Genomic DNA, 17,622 nt, shown 5'->3' with positions numbered 1-17,622 from the left:
GACAGTTATGACTAAGTTGAATGCCTACTTCGGCGAATTTGGTGGTCAGTACGTACCACAAATCTTGGTTCCAGCACTGGACCAGCTAGAACAAGCGTTTACTGATGCGCAAAGTGACCCCGAATTTCAGAAGGAATTTATTGGCCTTCTGGAAGAATATGCAGGTCGCCCAACCGCATTGACGCTAACGCGCAACCTTACCAAAGGCACCAAAACCAAGCTGTACCTAAAGCGTGAAGACTTACTTCACGGTGGTGCGCATAAAACCAATCAGGTGTTGGGTCAGGCACTGCTCGCGAAACGCATGGGCAAGAAAGAGATCATCGCTGAAACGGGTGCGGGTCAACACGGTGTGGCAACAGCACTGGCTTGTGCACTGCTTGATTTGAAATGCCGCGTTTACATGGGCGCAAAAGACGTAGAACGTCAAAGCCCGAATGTATTCCGCATGAAGCTAATGGGCGCAGAAGTGATTCCTGTTCATTCAGGCTCTTCAACCCTGAAAGATGCCTGTAACGAAGCGCTACGCGACTGGTCTGCAAGCTATGACGAAGCACATTACCTGCTCGGCACGGCTGCGGGTCCTCACCCTTTCCCGACCATCGTTCGTGAATTCCAAAAAATGATTGGTGAAGAAACCAAACAACAAATTTTGGAACGCGAAGGTCGCCTGCCTGATAGCATCATTGCCTGCGTAGGCGGTGGTTCAAATGCGATTGGTATGTTTGCTGATTTCATCGAAGAAACTGACGTGGGTCTTATTGGTGTTGAGCCAGCGGGCTTAGGCTTGGACACAGACCAACACGGCGCGCCACTAAAACACGGCAAGCTGGGTATTTTCTTCGGGATGAAATCACCATTGATGCAAGACCCGAATGGTCAGGTTGAAGAATCCTATTCAGTCTCTGCAGGTCTCGACTTCCCATCTGTTGGCCCTCAGCACGCACACTTAAATTCCATTGGCCGCGCCGAGTACGTTGCCATTACTGATGACGAAGCGCTCGATGCCTTCCAAGAGCTCGCGAGCCACGAAGGTATCATCCCGGCACTAGAATCTGCTCATGCCTTGGCATACGCCCTAAAAATGGCGCGTGAGAACCCAGAGAAAGAACAATTGTTAGTGGTTAATTTGTCAGGTCGTGGAGACAAAGACATCTTCACTGTGCACGACATTTTGAAAGAAAAAGGAGTGATGTAATGGCTGCGACCTTGTCTCACCGCTATGAAGCGATGTTTGAAAACCTCGATGCCAAAGGTGAAGGTGCCTTCGTTCCTTTCGTGACCATTGGCGATCCAAACCCAGAGCAATCACTAAAGATCATTGAAACCTTAGTGGCTAACGGTGCTGACGCTTTGGAACTGGGTATTCCTTTTTCTGACCCATTGGCTGATGGCCCGACGATCCAAGGTGCGGCAATCCGCGCATTGGATTCTGGCACCACGCCTGACAACTGCTTCGACATACTTCGCCAAGTGCGTGAAAACCACCCTGAGATCCCTATGGGTCTGTTGATGTACGCCAACTTAGTGTTCGCCAATGGTATCGATAACTTCTACGCGAAATGCGCAGATGCCGGTGTGGATTCGGTGTTGATTGCCGATGTTCCAGCGGGTGAATCCAAAGAGTTCCGTGATTCAGCAGCAAAGCATGGGGTTCATGCCATCTTCATTGCACCACCTAATGCCAATGAAGACACATTGAAAACCATTTCAGAGCTTGGCGGCGGTTACACGTACTTGCTATCACGTGCAGGCGTAACAGGCGCAGAAACCAAAGCGGGTCAGCCGATTGATCATTTGTTGAAGAAACTCAGCGATTACGGTGCGCCTCGTCCACTTCTCGGTTTCGGTATTTCCGAGCCGTCACAAGTAAAAGAAGCTATCACGGCAGGTGCAGCGGGTGCCATTTCAGGCTCTGCCGTTGTCAAAATCATTGAACGCAATGTCGATGATGAGCCAACCATGCTCAAAGAACTCGGTGAGTTCGTGGTCAACCTAAAGGCTGCCACCAAGAAATAATCGAGGTTTATGAAACAAAGACAGGTCGGCAATTGCCGGCCTTTTTTGTATTTGCTCTCTTTCCATTGGCCCTTGCGACCGTACAAAGAATACCCAACAAGGTTAACCCAACATATCTCACGGCAATTCATCCGGTTAATCACGTTTTAACTCTGATCATTATTCGGTAAACTCGAACGCTGAATCGCACCTACCCTGATGGGTAAACAAGGATAAGTACCTGAATGAAACAGCTCCTCGACTTTATTCCATTGGTCATTTTCTTTGCTCTCTACAAAATGCAGGACATTTACGTCGCCACCGGAGCACTTATCGTTGCCACCATCATCCAAGTGATCGTGACGTGGGTGTTATACAAGAAAATCGAAAAAATGCAGATAGTCACAGCCGCACTGGTTACAGTGTTTGGTGGGATGACGCTTTTTTTCCAAGATGACAATTTCATCAAATGGAAAGTGACCATTGTTTATGCGCTTTTCGCGGGTGGCCTCATTGTTTCGCAAATCATGGGCAAGCCACTCATTAAAGGTATGCTCGGTAAAGAAATCGTCTTGCCCGATGCAGTGTGGCGAAACGTCAACAATGCATGGGTTTTGTTCTTTGCTGTGCTCGCGGTCGTCAATATCTATGTGGCGTATCAGCTACCCCTTGATGTATGGGTGAACTTCAAAGTGTTCGGCTTACTCGGTCTAACGCTGGCTTACACCTTGGCCACCGGTGTTTATATCTATAAACACATGCCGAAAGAAGACGCGCCAGAAGAATCAAAGAAAGAAACCGATTCAGAATAATTACTTAGCCCAATGGGAGAAATTTTATCTCACATTGGTTTTTCATTTCCCGGAAGTAGTACCATGTCGGAAACGAACAATTGCCCTCGCGGCCAACTTTTATTGCGCACCCTCGCCATGCCTGCAGACACAAATGCAAACGGTGATATTTTCGGCGGCTGGATCATGTCTCAACTTGACTTAGCGGGTGCCATTTTGGCAAAAGAGATTTCTCACGGACGTGTTGTGACTGTCTCCGTTGAAGAAATTGTCTTTAAAACACCGGTAAAAGTCGGTGATGTTGTGTGTTGCTATGGCGAATGCATTCGTATTGGACGCACTTCAATGAGCGTTGCACTGGAAGTTTGGGTGAAACCTGTCGCCGCAGATGGCGTCGGCCAACGCCACAAAGTTTGCGAAGCAACGTTTAACTATGTGGCGATTGATGCCAACGGTCGACCAAGACCGATAAATAAGTCATAAATCATACATTTCAATAAGCGATTTTGGTTACGCTCGCATACACTTGGCGAGATACTGTGAACCAAAAGATAACCGAGAGAGAAAACACGGATGTGGTACGTCATTTTTTCACAAGATGTAGAGAATAGTTTGCCTTTGCGTATGCAGGTACGTGAGCAACACTTAGCTAGACTTCGCGAACTTGACGCCGAAGGCCGTCTGCTGGTAGCAGGCCCCAATCCGGCGATTGATTCTGAAGATCCTGGTGAAGCAGGATTTACTGGCTCCACGGTTATTGCGAAATTTGACAGTCTCGCTGATGCAAAGGCTTGGGCCGATGCCGACCCGTACATCGAAGCGGGTGTTTATAAAGATGTCATCATCAAACCGTTTAAGAAAGTGTTGCCCGCCTAATTTGGCAACGGATATGCAAAGGATTTTTTAATGCGACTAGTATCATCCACTGGACGAATTGCACTTGCTGGCCTCCTAGCAATGCTTATTTCGGCATGTTCCAGTACGTCTGATCAAGAAATTGCTGAAACCTTCGCTGCGCAACGCGCAGACATGCTTGGCAAGATAATGCCCGTCGAGGGTCCTGGCTATAACATCGTTCGAGCGAAAGCAGACGGCAGTAATATTGAACTGACATTGCTTTACTCTGGAAGCGGCGATGTTGCACCGACTGTGCTGGCGGATAACTTGAAGAACACTTACTGTTCAGACAATGAAATCGCTTCGCTGATGGAGAAAGGCGTTAGCTATAAGCTTCTTTTCCGCGACAGCCGTGGCCGTGAGATTTTAGAACGCTTCGTCACCTACGAAGACTGCGTGAAATAACATGTCAACGTCGAACGCAAAAAGGCCCTTCTGGGCCTTTTTTGATCATGTCATACAAGCAGCGACAATCCATCACTATCTACACAGTAAACCCTTGAATAAACGCCAAGACTTTCTCGTCCGGCATTTCACAGGGTTTGAGCACCCACCTTCCATCGAACTCATACATATTGGCACTGATGAAGTCAGTGCTAGACAGTGATTCGGCATACACCTTGACGGACTTCCCTGAGCTATAACGCCTTATCGACATTCCCCAACGTTTACCTTGATACAAAACGTCGTAATGGCCCGCGTCGAATTGGCTGATGCGGAGAAAGGCATCCATGACTTACCTCCAAGTAGATTCAGGAAAATATACGGTTTACTTAACTTACGCGGTGACGAAAATGCATCACTTTCAACGCGCTGTCTGCATCAATGTCTTCAAACTCTGGCGGATTATCTAAGCGAGAGACAAATTCGAATGCTGGCGCGCATTCTGCCATTTGTTCAGTCAGGAAACTCGGCTGGATATCTGGTGAGTTAACACATGCCAATACATCGCCACCTTCCACCACCAGCTCAGGCAAGCGGCGCAAGATCTTCGCGTAGTCTTTCGTCAGAACGAAACTGCCTTTCTGGAATGACGGTGGATCGATAATCACTAAATCATAAGGGCCATACTTTTTCACCTTGCCCCATGACTTGAATAGCTCGTGCCCCAAAAATGCCACTTGGTTGAGGTTATGCTGATTCAACTGATGATTTTCACGACCGCGAGAAAGCGACGATCTCGCCATGTCCAAGTTAACCACTTGGTCAGCCTTACCTTCAATGGCTGCCACAGAAAAGCCGCACGTGTAGGCAAACAGGTTCAATACGCGCTTGTGTTTGGCATTGTTCTGCACCCACTCTCGACCTAAACGCATGTCGAGGAACAAGCCATTGTTCTGGCGCTTACCCAGATCCAATTTGTAAGTCAGCCCGTTCTCAATCACATTGATTTGTTGGGGCTGCTCGCCCACAAAGGTCTCTGTTTCTGCACCTTCGCGGTCACGATGTTGAACAACGATGGTATTACCGCCAACCTCTTTCCAAACATCACCGTGCTGAAACTCGGTGATACCTTGTTTTAGCGCCTCATAGAATGCGGCTTCATCTTCCTTAAAGATCGCAATCTGAAGCACACCGCTACCGAGCCAGTCAGCTGTGATTTGTTCAAGCCCTTCATAACAACGACCACGGCCATGAAAAACACGGCGCACTTCATTACCGCACGCAGGTAAGCGCTCAGAAATAACGGTAAAAAACGTCGACAAAGCGTCTGGATTCATCATTTTTCAAATCCTTCATTGTTTTCAACGATGACATTGTCAGGGTTTGCGATTGCGACCCCTTCAACGGGTGCACCGCCCAGCTGAAGGTTGGTGAAATCACTGTTTCTTTTAATGCGCCCTCTCGCCGATTTCTTTAAACGTTGGCGACGAAGATTGGCAAGGCTCCAGAAACGATGTGCATTGGTTTGTGTCTTTTTACGAACTAGCGGCATGGAATGCTCCAACAGTCTCGTTCCATCCATGGGGTACGAAAGAGTAATTTGAAATATGCGTCACTACGCTTTGGTTTTTTTATGAGGCAATGTCGGCCAAGCCAACGAAGAGGGAGATTGCCATTCTTCTGGAATCTCTGCCCACTGCTCACCAATGCGAGGAGGCTGAATAAATTGGTATTGCTCACCCGCATGTGAAAATGACAAGGCATATGCGTGAAGATAGCCACGGTCGGCCTCTAAGCCACCATAAGTGTTATCACCTAAAATTGCCGAACCAACGCTCTTTAAAGCAACGCGAATTTGGTGGGTTTTGCCCGTGAATGGCTTACAAAGAAAAGCACGGCGCCCTTCACCCACAGAAGTAGAAAAAAACTGTGTTACCGCTGGGTTTTCTCGACTTGGTAGGAGCTTCCACATTGATCGACGACTTTTCGCCATATCACCAATGATTGTGCCCTGCTTTTTCGTCGGTTTTTTCGCGGCAATCGCCAGATAAAACTTACCCACTTCTCGTTTAGCAAAAAGCGATGAAAGCGCCGACGCTGCAGTCTGATGACGACCGAGCAATAAAAGACCCGAGGTCATCTTGTCTAAGCGGTGGATCAAATACAGCTGTTTATCACCCGTTAGCTGCGCAACGCAGGCAAGCAATGGTTGAGCGTTATCATCTTTATGTACGCTGATACCAGGGTGTTTATCAATCACCAGGAAGTCTTCGTTTTGAAAGACCAGATCGAACATAGCTGAACCTTGAATAATCGAAACTGCGGAGAGTGTAATGGCAGAACTGGTGCGAATAAAGCACGGAAGAAGGTTAAACGCTAAAAACGAAAATCCCCAGCTCACTGGCTGAGGATTTTTTCTCGCCTATCTCGAATGCTATGGTTTCAAATTCAGAGCTTTCGAAACAAGCGTTATCGCATCATAAGTAGCGAGTGTTTATTTCAGCACCGGCCATAAAAACACGAGCGCCATCAGAATAGGACATACAACGCGCACGTACGTTGGCCAGATTTTCCAGAACAGGCTGTCTTTTAACTCAGGGTTACCTTGGCTCAACTCTTCCAACACTTGGTTACGCTTCCAGATCCACCCTGCAATCAATGCCATGATAAGACCTAAGATTGGCTGCATATACTCGGTGGTGACACTAATCACCAAACCAAACATAGAACCGAAGTTAAGGATAATTAGGGTTGAGAACAGCGCAATCGCACCGCCAATCCACCATACAACGGTTTTACGATCTTTATTCAGCTCTTCTGACGCGCAAGAGACAGGCACTTCAAGCATTGAAATAGACGATGTCAGTGCAGCAATAACCATAAGAGCAAAGAACGCAATGCCAATGATTAAACCTGCACCACCCATGGTATCGAACATGGCCGGCAGCACGCTAAACACCAGCGTATCACCATCAAGTAACGCACCCGCGTCACTGTAAATCTCTACGCCATTGTTTTGCGCGACAAACATAGCAGGCAAAATCAACAGACCCGCGACAAACGCAACCCCCGTATCAAGAAGTGCAACTTGCGCTGCCGTTTTTGGAATATCAGCATCTTTACGTAAGTAAGAGCCGTAAACCATCATGGTGCACACGCCAATAGAGAGTGAGAAGAAGGCTTGACCCATTGCGCTAACCATTAGATCCGGAGAGAAGTGCGACATATCTGGAACAAGGTACATCTTCAACCCTTCCATTGCGCCGTCTTGGAGCAAAGTGTAGGCCACCATTGAGATGAACAGAATGAACAGTACAGGCATCAAACGGCTAGACCATTTCTCGATACCATCGGTCACACCGCTTCGCACAACGAAGATGGTCAGTAACATGAAGACCAGCATCAGCACGATATTGCGGGCGGTACCAAAGCCTTCCAACCACGCTGCCGCACTTTCGAAGCCCAAGACACTGAGCACAGGGCCAATCAAAAAGCCAAAGAACCAACCCGCCACGATGGCATAGAAGCTCAGAATACCGCTAACACCCAACATGCCCGCGATACCGACAGAAGAGGCGAGTAACTTTTGCTTCGGTGCAATCGACATAAGAGAACGAATAGGGTTTGATGCACCAAAACGGCCAATAGTCAGTTCTGCAACCAGCAATGGGTAAGCAAGAACAAACACCATAATGAGATAAGTGATAAGAAAGACAGCACCGCCATTGCTTGCTGCTTGTGTTGGAAACCCCCAAATATTACCCAAACCAACCGCAGAACCTGCTGCGGCAAGAATGAAACCTAAACGCGAAGAAAACTGGGCTCGATGACCACTTGCCATAAGTACTCTCTACTACAAATGTAATTGTGATTGTTATTATCGTTATACCCAAGCAACCGGACGTGACCCCCAACATTGGGTGCCTCACACTCTTGAGGTATATCCAGCTTCTACTACCAATCCTTGGTACTCCTCCGCCGGAGGTGTAAATATTTTCTTACAGGAGCGATTGCGCCTGTTTTCTTAACAGGCATGGCAAGTAAACCAGTTTGAGAATAAAATTTGAAGCGAATGCGCTATATTTTTCGATCAAGCAGCATATTTAACCATATCCAACCTTAATCTCATTACGTTTCCGCAATCAAATTCACACGCATTTTTAACAACTCATCACAATCTGCAAAGATAGCTAGTCAATCAACCTCAAGATCGAGAACACTAATCGGTCTATTCAGTGCATAATGTCCTTAACTCTCGTTATCCCATTGGGCTGAATCGTTTGATATGGAAAAGATTTATCAAATCCTCGTCTGGGCAAGTGTTTTCTTTTATTGGCTTCTGATTGCCTCTGTCACCATTCGTGTTGTCTTAAAACGACGTGCCCTTGGCGTATCCATTGCTTGGCTTATGATCATCTACATTGTTCCGATTGTGGGGGTGATCTTGTACTTGTTGGTGGGTGAACTAAACCTCGGCAAGAAACGGGCTGAACGCTCCCGTGCGATGTACCAGCCCTATCGCGATTGGATGGAATCTCTCGGTGGATGCGATGCACACAGACCCCAACACCAGAGCTTTCTGTCTCGACCCGTTCATGACTTATGCCTAAAACGCGCTGGCATCCCTGCGTTGGCTGGGAACCTCCTTTCTCTGCAAAGCGAAACCGCAGATATCTTGCGATCCATTGCCGCAGATGTTCAAAAAGCCGAGCACTCAGTCAATATGGTTTTTTATATTTGGCAGCCCGGCGGACACGCTGATGACGTGGCTAAAGCGGTCTGCGAAGCAGCAGAACGCGGCATTACTGTGCGAATCATGTTGGACTCAGCAGGCAGCAAAGCCTTCTTTAAAAGCCACTGGCCTGATGCAATGCGAAAAGCCGGTGTAGAACTCGTCGAAGCGCTCGCGGTAAGCCCAATGCGTATGTTCCTTCGCAGGCTGGACATTCGACAACACCGCAAAATTGTGGTGGTAGACAATAAGGTGGGTTATACCGGCTCAATGAACATGGTCGACCCACGATTCTTTAAACAGGATTCCGGGATAGGTCAGTGGATTGACATCATGGTGCAAGCAGAAGGGCCTTCTGTACCGATCCTAAACAGTATCTTCGCTTGGGATTGGGAAGTTGAAACAGGTCTACGCTATTTACCTAACTTGCCCGAGTGCAGTTTGATTGAGCAACATGTTCACGCCAACCACACGGTTCAAATTGCGCCATCCGGCCCAGGTATGCCTGACGGTATTATTCAGCAGATACTGATGATATCAATTCACCAAGCAAAAAAGAGCGTAACGATAACGACACCCTACCTTGTTCCCAGTGAATCCTTGTTGGGCGCACTTCAAACAACAGCACAACGTGGCGTAACGGTGAATATCATCATTCCTGCGAAAAACGACAGTTTGATGGTGGATTGGGCGAGTCGTTCCTTTTTTAACGATTTGTTGCAAGCGGGTGTAAATATTTATCGATTCAATGGCGGTCTATTACACACCAAGTCCGTCATGATTGATGAAGCTTTCTGCTTGATCGGAACCGTTAACCTCGATATGCGAAGCCTATGGCTCAATTTCGAACTTACACTGTGCGTGGATGACCCTGATTTCTGTCGAGATCTCATGACACTTCAACAGACTTATATGGCGCACTCAACGACAGTGTCTCTTCAAGAATGGCGTAACCGTTCCATATTCAACCGACCTGTAGAACAATTTTTCTACATGTTTAGCCCACTTTTATAAATTAGCAGTCAAACATATTAACTACTTTGCAATCAATGTAACCACATTAATAATTACTTACATTTTTCGATGTGAGTAATTATATTTTTATACGTTTACATCTGAATAAGAAACATCCATGTTTTATTAAATGATTTTTCTGTATTTTTTGTATTTATGTCAAAGCACACCGTATTGAACAAATAAACATCAAATTAAATATACCTCAATGTAGTAGAACAAAATTTATTATCAATAGACCTAAAATCTTTCATGCTGTAAATGTATAGTTCATTAGACTTTCTTTACAATCTGGATGTAAGATCTCACTCACTCAGTACAACAAAATTAAAATAAATATAATGGTGGATATTCAATCGGAGTTTGGCGCACTGTGTCGTTTGGTTTCACTGAAAGCGTCTAAACGTTTTCATGACAAACTAGAAGAGCAAGGCATCAACGTTAGTCCAGAGCAGGCGATTACCATCAATGCAGTGGCTAGTGCAGGTGAGTTACGTCAAGGCGAGCTAATGAGCTTAAGCTATTTAGCGAGCGAAAAATCTAAAGTCAGTCGTGTCGTACAAGGGTTGGTTGTTGATGGTCTTATTGATCGACGTGACGATGCACATGATCGACGCTCTAAAATTCTAACCTTGACCGAAAAAGGACAAGCGTTAGCAGATAAATTGCTTCAAGCTGAACAGTTTAATGGCGACCTCATTTCGTCACTCCTTTCTCAGCAAGAAAGCACCCTTCTGCAATCGACATTGAAGAAAATGGTTAGCGCTCTTTGAGTCTTCAAAAAAGCCTAGTTCGCACTGGGCTTTGTTATATCTATATCTATTCTAATGCAGTTCAAAGTCCCGTTCTTCTTAGCTTACAGCCATAAACGCTCACCTTCCCCCGCTTAAAAAGTCGTTTATAAACCGTATCTTGTGCTTAAAAAAACTTTTATTTATGCATCATAACCTTGTCATCATTTGCCAATAAAAGTCGATCATTTCCACCACCATTATGCGCTCGGTTGACTACACTTCAATTTCGCAATCAAGAGCGGCGAATTCAGGGGGAAAGTACATGCTGGCGAGACATCGAAATTACCTATTGAAAGATACCAAACAACTCCACGCTCACATCGAGGTAAATCCAGTCGGTTTGCTCGAAGTGGAGATACTTGAAAAGCACCAATGTCATTCTGCTGAGTTTGATCAATTGAAGTTTGAACGTAGCGGAAGGGTGACGAAGTTGGTCGGCAAGCACACGTCAAATGGCAAGCCTGTTCACTGGCAGCTCCCTCTTGCTAACGACGATGCCAGAGAACTCGAGAACCTCATAGAAGAAGCAGCCGAAGAGCTAGAAATACTCATGAGGGACCTATAACAAAAAAATTTTAATGAGCCTAACGCATAAATAGGAATCCACTGTTATCCATTATGCCTTTCAGCGCTGTCGATTCAGCGCTTTTCTTTTTGCCTAATATTTTATATAAGTCATTATTCCTGAATTTTAAAAAAACAGTATTCCAATACACTTTTTCGCAATCCTCAACGCAAGAAAACATTAAAAATCACATAATCCCCTTCTTAGTATCTGGCTTATCTTTCCGGCCTTCTGCATAATATGAAAATATTTTTTTAATGGAATGTAACCAAAATGGCTAAGGATCTGTTTAATACTCTCGATCTTAACTTGCTGCGAACCTTCCTTGTTCTCTTTCAAGAAAAGAACACGCGTAAAGCCGCTGAGCGTTTGTTTGTTACACAACCTGCCGTTAGCCAAAACTTGAAAAAGCTTCGCCACCATTTTAACGATGAACTCTTCATTAAAGTGCAAACGGGCTTAGAGACAACACCAGAAGCAGAACGTATTGCTTCTGCCATCCTCCCTCATATTGATGCTCTCTATGCTGCACTTGGAAGTTTGGAAGAATTTGACCCTAAAACCATAAGAAGAAAAATTCGCTTAGCGCTTGGGCCTCAGGTATTAACATGCATTTCTGGGGCTTTGGTTATTGAACTCAAAAAGCGTGCGCCTTACATTGAACTAGACCTCGTTCAGTGGACAGCGTCCACGCTTGAAGACATCAGTAACGGTGATGTTTTACTTGGCATTAACTATCAATATCCGTATGTAGCAAAACACATAAAGCAAGAACAGTTAACCGTCGTTACTGGTTGCTGTGCTGTGAGAAATGACCATCCAATCAGTGATGACGCAGTCACACCAGAGACATTCTCTAAATACGAGATCGCATCGCTACTGATCCCAGGTTGGAGTGAGGACTTACCTATCGCCGCCAAAGAATTGAAAGAGTTGGGGCTTCCAAGTCCCGTCGGGTTTCGTTCTGCCTTTCCTATGGCAATTATCGATGTCATTCAGCGGACCGACATGTACTACCCAACCACGGATTTATTCCCCTTCGATACCTATTCAAATATTCGCCGTGTCGATGTTCGATCAGACAGTATAGAATTTAACTACCCGATTTTAAGCTACACACACCAACGCAATAAAAACGATGCACTCGTCGCTTGGCTCAATGAATTGTTAACGTCATTGACCTCCTCATCATTGCAATAAGCGCTGCTTATCAGCGTCATTAGTACACGCACTTAGCCTCTGCCTGCTATACGTCGTATCTTTCCCTTGCCGTTTGGAGAAGGCACTTATGACGTTTCATAGCATGGACGCTCTCCTTTAATATTGAGAGCAAAATAATGAAAAAAACACTCGCAGTAGGCACCGCATTTATTCTTTCCTTTTCTGCCGTTTCTATCGCTGATGACTTTAGTGGTCATCGCGTTGGCATTGGCTTTATCTCCACAGACATTGAGAACTCACAAGGGGAGCGCGTTGATTGGGGTTCTGGCGTCAAGATCGAGTATGGCTACGACATTAACAGAATTTTTGGCGTCAACCTGTCTTACAGCAATACCAGCGATAGTGTTCAGTACTATTACAATTCACAACGGTATGGTTCAGATCTCAGCACGAGTACGTTCAAATTTGACACTGACATCGGCTACACCTTCCAGCATGATAATTTTGCGATAAAACCTTATGGCGCGCTGGGCGTTGCTAGCTACAAAGACAAATTAGATATCCACCTCGGCGATGCCAATAGCACCTCCCTTTCTTATAGCGATTCTGCGCCTTACTTCGGTATTGGTGTGAGAGGATCGTTAAATCATGGAATCTATGCCGATTTACGACTCGATTACTTACTCGACGATGTATATACCGACCAGTTTTCGCTCTCCGTCGGCTACAAATTCTAATCCTATTTTTTAGGGAAAGATCTCATGATAAAAAAATCACTTTGCGCAATGGCTCTGTTGGCAAGCTTTTCTGCAACAGCAAATATTCATTTTTCTCCTGACATAAAATTAGGTATGCAATGGGGCATAGGTGCGCAGCTAGGACTGCAAGATGTAATGGGCTTTGAAGCGGTCTACGGCAGCTTTGGACTTTCCGACTCTCACTGGTTTTCCGACAAAGAATCGATCAAGCACTATCGAGTTGGCGTTCAATACGAAGAGAAAAAGTATCAAGCATATTCAGTGCAAATGGAAGCTGGCGTTGCTGAGTACAAAGGGAGCCGTAACTATTACGGAAGAGACAGAGAGGATCTCAAAGCTTACGGGCCGAGCGTCGCAGCAGCATTGGTGTTTGACTACAATTTACCGATAAAGGTCAGATATGGGCTTGAGTTGAATTACTTCAGACACCAAGAGACCTACTTGCCAAGTGGCCTCTCTCCTCAAATTAACGCGGGGATCATCATTCCGTTATAGTTAAAGGCGTTATAGTTAATGGATAGAAGAGTTAGGCCGTACTCTTTAGGTCGTTGCTACAAAAATTGTTACCGTATCTGCGGCCACGCACCAATGTACATTTAAAGTCACTCTGGTAAAATGCGCCAAAATTCAAATGTGAGCATCACGAGAGCCAACTATGCCAATGTATGTAGTGGGACATAAGATCCCTGATTCAGATTCAATCTGCGGTGCAATTGCACTTGCATACCTTAAAAACCAAATCGAAGAGCCTGCAGTCGCGGCTCGCTTGGGTGAACTATCTCCAGAGACAGCGTTCATCCTTGATCGCTTTGGATTCGATGCACCTGAGCTAAAACTTAGCTATGCCGGTGAAGAAGTTTACATCGTTGACCACTCTGAACTTACTCAAGCGCCTGATGATATTGCTCAAGCAACGATCGTGGGCATTGTTGATCACCACAAATTGGGTGATCTGACCACATCTACACCGTTAGAGTGTTGGATCCGCCCTGTCGGCTGTTCAAACACAGTAATCAAAATGATGTACGATTTCTATGGCGTTGCTATTCCTAAGGACATTGCGGGCATCATGTTGTGTGCAATTCTTAGCGACACTGTTATCTTCAAATCGCCAACATGCACCACTGCTGACATTCGCTGTGTTGAAGATCTGGCAGAAATCGCTGGCATCGAAGATTACAAAGCATTGGGCATGGACATGTTCAACGTGAAATCTTCTGTTGCTGGCACACCAGCACGTGATCTTGTTATGCGTGACTTTAAAGATTTCAACATGAACGGCAACTTGGTTGGTATCGGCCAACTTGAAGTTGTTGACCTGGCTGTTTTTGATGACATCAAAGAAGAACTAGAAGCTGACATCGCTGCGCTGAAAGAAGAAGGCAAACGTCACTCTGTGATGCTGCTTCTTACCGACATCATGAAAGAAGGTTCAGAACTGCTTGTTGTTTCTGATGACGTAGCTATTATTGAACGCGCGTACGGTCAAAGCACAGAAAACAGCCGCGTATGGCTTGATGGTGTATTGAGCCGCAAGAAACAGGTTGTTCCGCCGCTTCAAGACGCATTTGCATAATTGATTGCAACGAACACATCGAAGGGGCGGATCAATCCGCCCCTTTTTATTTCCTATTGCAGCATTTTAGTGCCTAAAAGAACCTCACGTTAAACAGCCTAAAACTAATAGCACCCGTTGGCTTCTCCAACACACTTTCTCAATAACCATATAAGACATGTCACATATAGTGACACCTTCTAATCTCTCATTTTGCCGCTGTAGCCACCAAACCACACCGTCAATTCTATAACAGAGCCTCTCCACGCCTAAATTGCCTGAATAAATAGACAAATCTAAGAAGAATCATGCTGGATTATCATTGACGTTCTGCTCATAAATGACACAACTAGAATATCAGCCATTCCAGCCATTTAGCTAGGCAGATTTATCCATTAGGATGTCCACACCCATAGGCTAACCGCATAAATCCTGTACCTTTCTGCAGTTCTTCATGCAATTTGTCTGTTTAAAACCACGCTTCCAGTTTTTCAACTAATGTAAATTTAAATAACGGATATTCTCACAATGTAAACAATTGATATCACTTAGTGCGAAGACTGCAAAGATTTTTAGCACTACTTTCAATTAGATTTCGTATTGTTAACAAACTAAATAAATAAAATTATAAAAAGATCGAACCATAGGAGCAGGTATGCCAGATTCGGTTATAGGACAATTGGCAGGGAAGGCATTTATTATCGAGCCAGATGGCTCGATAATAAATGCAGCCGAAGACTCAGTTTTACGCGATGGAGATATCCTCATCTCTGCGCTGTTTGGACATAGCGACAAAAGCCAGAAAGCCGTCGTAATAGACATCCATCAGGACCGTGCTCTTCTTCAGGAGCAGGGATTGCTCACAGAGCTCATGATACCCGATAACCTTGATGTGTTGGATATTCTTACAGCGCTGGAAGCAGGTCAAGATCCAACGCAACTTGACGGCGTTGAGGCTGCTGCTGGCAATGCAGCCGACAGCTCATCGATTGCGGCCCAAGCCATTATTGAATCTGGGAGCACCTCCCATGTTTATGCTTACGCAGGCTTTACCACCCAAACTCCAACAGATTTTGGACTGACGCTTCAGCAACTAGAGTCCATTAACCGAGTTTTCATTGCAGAAACGGAAGATCCAATCGCCTCACTGACCGGTGATAGCACCATCGAAGAAGGCACGTCTGCGTCCTATACCATCTCTATCTCAAACGCTGTCGACACTGATACGCGTGTCAGTGTTGTCATCAGCCATAAAACATCCGAATCAGGCGATATCACCCCGATAACCCGTGAAGTCATTATTCCCGCAGGCCAAACATCAGCGACCTTTTCTATTGATACGATTGATGATGTTTTTGATGAAACCGCAGATAGTGACACCTTTACCGTGTCGATTTCTGACATTAATACCGGAGATGCGGAGCAAAACATTGCCATACCTCCGTCCATCGAAACCAATATTTTGGATGAAGACGCTCTCAACCATTCAAAAAGCAGTGACGCTCCAAGCCTAACCTTATCTGGCAGTGAAACAGTCATCGAAGGCGATTCTGCGTTCTATACGCTTACGTTGTCACATGCGCCAACATCCGACGTCATCATCACCGTCGTTATTTCTCGTTCAACAGCAGAAGGCGACGATATTTCAGAGAGCACTCGCGAAATAACCATACCGGCAGGCGGCAATTCGACGACGTTTAGCATCGACACCATTGATGATGTGTTTGATGAATCGAATGACGATGACGTGTTTAGTGTTACGGTATCAAATGTTGAAGGCGGTGGATTTGAACAATTACCCTCTCTGCCAAATTCTGTCGATACCATCATCAATGATGGTGATGCGAATGCACCGACCTTAACATTGACAGGCGATTCCTCTGTCAATGAGGGAGAGTCTGCGAGCTATACCATCACACTGTCGGAACCGCCTTCGACGGATATGACGATCACTGTCACCGTAGGGCATAGAACATCAGAAAACGGCGATGTTACCCCTGTTACGCGCAATATTCTTATCCCCGCAGGCTCAGTATCGACAACGTTCAACGTCGACACCGACAACGATGTTTATGACGAAAGTAATGACGGTGATGTCTTCTCAGTAACAGTGAATGGCGTCTCAGGTGGTGGCTTTGAACAAAAGCCCGAACTCCCCCCCTCTTTCGATACCACATTGAATGATGGCACTGCCGACGCACCTACACTGACCCTTATGGGGGATTCAAATGTCACGGAAGGTGGCAATGCGAATTACACATTGACCCTGTCTCATGCACCATCGTCTGATTTCACTGTCACAATCGTTGTTGGACACCAAACGTCTGAGAACGGCGATATCACACCAGAAACACGCGACGTAATCATCGCCGCAGGTGCCACATCCACAACCTTTATCGTTGCGACTGCCGATGATGTTTTTGACGAAACCAACGACGTTGATGTTTTTGATGTCTCTGTAGGTAATACGTCCGGCGGAGGATTTGAACAACAACCAACCGCCCCAACAAGCATCGCAACAACCATTGACGAAGATACAGGTTCTTCGGATAAGCCAACCCTTACATTAACGGGTGATGCCGAAGTCATTGAAGGCGCTGAAGCGTCTTACACGCTGACCATTTCAGAAGCACCAACCACTGATTTAACCGTCACTGTCGTGGTTGGACACAAAACCTCAGAAGACGGCGATGTCACCCTTATTACTCGCAATGTGGTGATTGCCGCAGGTACCACCTCGACCGACTTCACCGTTGCGACCTTGGATGACAGCATCCTTGAAACCAATGACGATGACGTGTTTGAAGTGTCCGTCACTGGCACGGCTGGCGGCGGCTTTGAAGTCTTGCCGGATAATCCCGCAGCAGTTGAAACCACCATCAACGAAGACACCACGTCGACCGACAAACCGACGCTGTCATTAACAGGTGACTCAGAAGTTACCGAAGGTGCAGAAGCGTCGTATACGCTTAC

Annotated in this window: 19 protein-coding genes; 14 read left to right on the top strand and 5 right to left on the bottom strand. The window is 45.9% G+C overall.

The genetic code is table 11. The annotated features are described in order from the left end of the window. The first annotated feature begins 7 nt into the window (after positions 1-7). From trpB to gspS2, 6 genes are all read left to right on the top strand, one after another. A complete protein-coding gene (gene trpB / locus BM082_RS21725; RefSeq protein ID WP_074928588.1) occupies positions 8-1,198 on the top strand; it encodes a tryptophan synthase subunit beta in 1,191 nt (396 codons plus the stop codon). Then, positions 1,198-2,019, top strand: a complete 822-nt coding sequence (gene trpA, locus BM082_RS21720; protein ID WP_017013926.1) for a tryptophan synthase subunit alpha — start codon at positions 1,198-1,200, stop codon at positions 2,017-2,019. The genes trpB and trpA overlap by 1 nt, the downstream gene beginning before the upstream one ends. Before the next feature lie 224 nt (positions 2,020-2,243). Beyond that, the gene (locus tag BM082_RS21715; RefSeq protein ID WP_017013927.1) at positions 2,244-2,810 is read left to right on the top strand and encodes a septation protein A; all 567 of its coding nucleotides are present in this window, start codon (positions 2,244-2,246) and stop codon (positions 2,808-2,810) included. Between the two features lie 63 nt (positions 2,811-2,873). After that, the gene (gene yciA, locus BM082_RS21710; protein WP_017011387.1) at positions 2,874-3,272 is read left to right on the top strand and encodes an acyl-CoA thioester hydrolase YciA; all 399 of its coding nucleotides are present in this window, start codon (positions 2,874-2,876) and stop codon (positions 3,270-3,272) included. Positions 3,273-3,362: 90 nt separating this feature from the next. Further along, positions 3,363-3,665: a YciI family protein gene (locus BM082_RS21705; RefSeq protein WP_017011388.1), complete on the top strand. Its 303-nt coding sequence runs from the start codon at positions 3,363-3,365 to the stop codon at positions 3,663-3,665. Positions 3,666-3,695: 30 nt separating this feature from the next. Continuing rightward, on the top strand, positions 3,696-4,091 hold the full coding sequence (gspS2, locus tag BM082_RS21700) for a type II secretion system pilot lipoprotein GspS-beta (protein ID WP_017011389.1): 396 nt from the start codon (positions 3,696-3,698) through the stop codon (positions 4,089-4,091). Between the two features lie 79 nt (positions 4,092-4,170). Here gspS2 and BM082_RS21695 read toward each other — a convergent pair whose 3' ends face one another. The 5 genes from BM082_RS21695 to BM082_RS21675 all read right to left on the bottom strand — a co-directional run bounded on the left by BM082_RS21695 (position 4,171) and on the right by BM082_RS21675 (position 7,911). Further along, complete coding sequence (locus BM082_RS21695) at positions 4,171-4,419, bottom strand: hypothetical protein (RefSeq protein ID WP_074928586.1); 249 nt, start codon at positions 4,417-4,419, stop codon at positions 4,171-4,173. Between the two features lie 40 nt (positions 4,420-4,459). Then, positions 4,460-5,410 carry a class I SAM-dependent methyltransferase gene (locus tag BM082_RS21690; RefSeq protein ID WP_074928584.1) on the bottom strand — a complete coding sequence of 317 codons (951 nt, stop codon included), beginning with the start codon at positions 5,408-5,410 and terminating at the stop codon, positions 4,460-4,462. Continuing rightward, positions 5,407-5,622: a hypothetical protein gene (locus BM082_RS21685; RefSeq protein ID WP_017011392.1), complete on the bottom strand. Its 216-nt coding sequence runs from the start codon at positions 5,620-5,622 to the stop codon at positions 5,407-5,409. Before BM082_RS21685 ends, BM082_RS21690 begins: the two co-directional genes overlap by 4 nt. A 63-nt stretch (positions 5,623-5,685) precedes the next feature. After that, positions 5,686-6,366: a TIGR01621 family pseudouridine synthase gene (locus BM082_RS21680; RefSeq protein WP_017011393.1), complete on the bottom strand. Its 681-nt coding sequence runs from the start codon at positions 6,364-6,366 to the stop codon at positions 5,686-5,688. A gap of 198 nt (positions 6,367-6,564) precedes the next feature. Continuing rightward, on the bottom strand, positions 6,565-7,911 hold the full coding sequence (locus BM082_RS21675) for a sodium-dependent transporter (protein WP_074928582.1): 1,347 nt from the start codon (positions 7,909-7,911) through the stop codon (positions 6,565-6,567). A 444-nt stretch (positions 7,912-8,355) separates the two neighbouring features. Here BM082_RS21675 and cls point away from each other — a divergent pair, with 444 nt between their 5' ends. From cls to BM082_RS21635, 8 genes are all read left to right on the top strand, one after another. Beyond that, positions 8,356-9,816: a cardiolipin synthase gene (cls, locus tag BM082_RS21670; protein WP_074928579.1), complete on the top strand. Its 1,461-nt coding sequence runs from the start codon at positions 8,356-8,358 to the stop codon at positions 9,814-9,816. Positions 9,817-10,157: 341 nt separating this feature from the next. After that, positions 10,158-10,589 (top strand): MarR family winged helix-turn-helix transcriptional regulator, encoded by a 432-nt coding sequence (locus tag BM082_RS21665; protein ID WP_017011396.1) that lies wholly within the window; start codon positions 10,158-10,160, stop codon positions 10,587-10,589. Between the two features lie 283 nt (positions 10,590-10,872). Then, positions 10,873-11,175 carry a hypothetical protein gene (locus BM082_RS21660; protein WP_017011397.1) on the top strand — a complete coding sequence of 101 codons (303 nt, stop codon included), beginning with the start codon at positions 10,873-10,875 and terminating at the stop codon, positions 11,173-11,175. A gap of 273 nt (positions 11,176-11,448) precedes the next feature. Next, positions 11,449-12,375 carry a LysR family transcriptional regulator gene (locus tag BM082_RS21655; protein ID WP_074928577.1) on the top strand — a complete coding sequence of 309 codons (927 nt, stop codon included), beginning with the start codon at positions 11,449-11,451 and terminating at the stop codon, positions 12,373-12,375. A 137-nt stretch (positions 12,376-12,512) separates the two neighbouring features. Further along, entirely contained in the window at positions 12,513-13,073 is a 561-nt protein-coding gene (locus BM082_RS21650; RefSeq protein ID WP_017013931.1) for a porin family protein, read from the top strand. A 24-nt stretch (positions 13,074-13,097) separates the two neighbouring features. Next, the gene (locus tag BM082_RS21645) at positions 13,098-13,589 is read left to right on the top strand and encodes a hypothetical protein (RefSeq protein ID WP_017013932.1); all 492 of its coding nucleotides are present in this window, start codon (positions 13,098-13,100) and stop codon (positions 13,587-13,589) included. A 160-nt stretch (positions 13,590-13,749) separates the two neighbouring features. Then, positions 13,750-14,670, top strand: a complete 921-nt coding sequence (locus BM082_RS21640) for a manganese-dependent inorganic pyrophosphatase (protein WP_017011401.1) — start codon at positions 13,750-13,752, stop codon at positions 14,668-14,670. A 634-nt stretch (positions 14,671-15,304) separates the two neighbouring features. Beyond that, positions 15,305-17,622: immunoglobulin-like domain-containing protein (locus BM082_RS21635; protein WP_342028284.1), on the top strand; the 2,318-nt coding region annotated here is incomplete at its 3' end.

The sequence above is a fragment of the Enterovibrio norvegicus DSM 15893 genome (assembly GCF_900115495.1).
Taxonomy (GTDB): domain Bacteria; phylum Pseudomonadota; class Gammaproteobacteria; order Enterobacterales; family Vibrionaceae; genus Enterovibrio; species Enterovibrio norvegicus.
The sequence above is the reverse complement of the archived record's forward strand: the minus strand, read 5'-3'. Positions and strand labels throughout refer to the sequence as shown.